Source organism: Yoonia sp. (genome assembly GCF_030731595.1).
Lineage (GTDB): Bacteria > Pseudomonadota > Alphaproteobacteria > Rhodobacterales > Rhodobacteraceae > Yoonia.
On the sequence record NZ_JANQTS010000145.1, the window covers coordinates 1 to 1766 of the forward strand.

1 protein-coding gene is annotated in these 1766 nt (G+C 60.4%); it reads left to right on the forward strand.

Annotated features, from left to right (window positions below; genetic code table 11):
• Positions 1-1766, forward strand: a 1766-nt coding sequence (locus NWQ23_RS16290) for an efflux RND transporter permease subunit (RefSeq protein WP_306167448.1), incomplete at both ends; no start/stop codon positions are given.

The window sequence follows — 1766 nt, forward strand, 5'->3', positions numbered from 1 at the left end:
TGTTTCTGATCGCGGGCCTGTTTCTGGGGCTGAACGCGATTGGCGGGATGGAGCGAGAGACATTCCCGGACTTTGCGTCCTCGCGCGTGGCTGTCACCGTCGCCTACCCCGGTGCCACGGCCGAAGATGTGGATCAGGACATCTGTCTTGTGCTTGGCGATAGTTTGCAGGCAATCACGGGTCTGGAAGAGATGACGTGCCAGTCGGTGTCGGGCAAGGCCACCGCAACGCTGACGATGGTCGAAGATGGCGACATCACACAGTTCTTCAACGATGTCTTCTCGCAGGTCTCGGCGATCAAGGACCTGCCGGAAGAGGCAGAAGACCCCAGCGTCGCGGTTCAGGGCCTGACCGAACAGATAGCGGTTGTGGCGGTTTCGGGTCTGGCATCGGATGCCGCCCTTGTGGGCTATGCCGACGAACTGGCCACCGAACTGGCGGCCTTGCCCGGGGTCGCAACGGCGACCGTGCGGGGCATCTCGACACTGGAATACAGGGTCGATCTGGATGATATGGCCTTGCAGCGCTATGGTCTGTCCCCGCGCGAGGTGGCGGATGCCATCGCGGTGCGCGCGTCCTCTTCGCCCCTGGGAACGGTCGAGACCGAGGTCGAAAACTACAGCCTGCGCATTGATGGCACGCGGCGCAGTGTGGCGGACCTGAATGATCTGACCATTGTCGAAGGCAGCACAGGCGGCGTTGTTCGCCTGTCAGATGTCGCCGATGTCTCTCTTGTTTTGGCAGACGCGGCGCTGCGGTCTGAAATTGACGGGAAACAGGCTGCCATCATCGTGCTGACCAAATCCGCCGAGGATGACGCGATCGAGGCCTTCGCAGTTGTCGATGCCTATCTGGCAGACCTGCGGGCCCAGTTCGGTGGCGCGCTGGAGCTTTCGATCATCAACGACGGGACAAAGGTGATCTCTGACCGGATCTCGCTGGTGCTGCTGAACGCGGTGCAGTCGCTGGTGCTGGTGTTCGTCATCATGTGCCTGTTCTTTTCGTTGCGCGACGCGTTGTGGATCTCGATGGCATTGCCATTCTCGTTCCTCTTGGGGCTCTTCGTGATGAACCTCTTTGGCGTGACGATCAACGTGATCTCGGTTCTGGCGTTGCTGATGTCGATCGGGATCATCATGGACGACAGCATCGTCATCGCGGAAAACATCGACAAATGGCGCGAAAAATTTTCTCCGAGAGAGGCCGCCGTGAAAGGGACACAAGAGGTGATGGCCGGCGTCGTGTCGTCCTTTTTGACAACCGCCGGCGTCTTTGGGCCATTGATGTTCCTGTCGGGCGAAATTGGTACGATCCTGCAGGTGATCCCTGTCGTTCTGCTGATTACCCTTGCGGCATCACTGGTCGAGGCTTTCCTGATCCTGCCAAACCATCTGTCGCACGCCCCCGCACGCAACGGACCTGGGCAGGAACGGCTGCTACCGCGCATGCTTGGCGCCTTTTGCGATCGCGGCGTCGTTCCGCTGGTCACCGTCCTGACCCGCTGGCGATATGCGACGCTGGGCGTGGTCGGCGGGGTCCTTATCCTGACGCTTGGGCTGGTCACCTCTGGTCAGGTGCGTCTCATTGGCTTTCCGGAAACCGATGGTGACACGCTGGAAATCAGGATAGCCATGACCCCCGGATTGCAATCCGCTCAGACGCAAGGTGCCGTCAATGCGGTGCTGGCAGGTATCGACCAGATGGATGCCAGCTATACGCCGGGCACCAACGGCGGCGTGCCATTGGTCCAGCGCGTCATGGTCGAA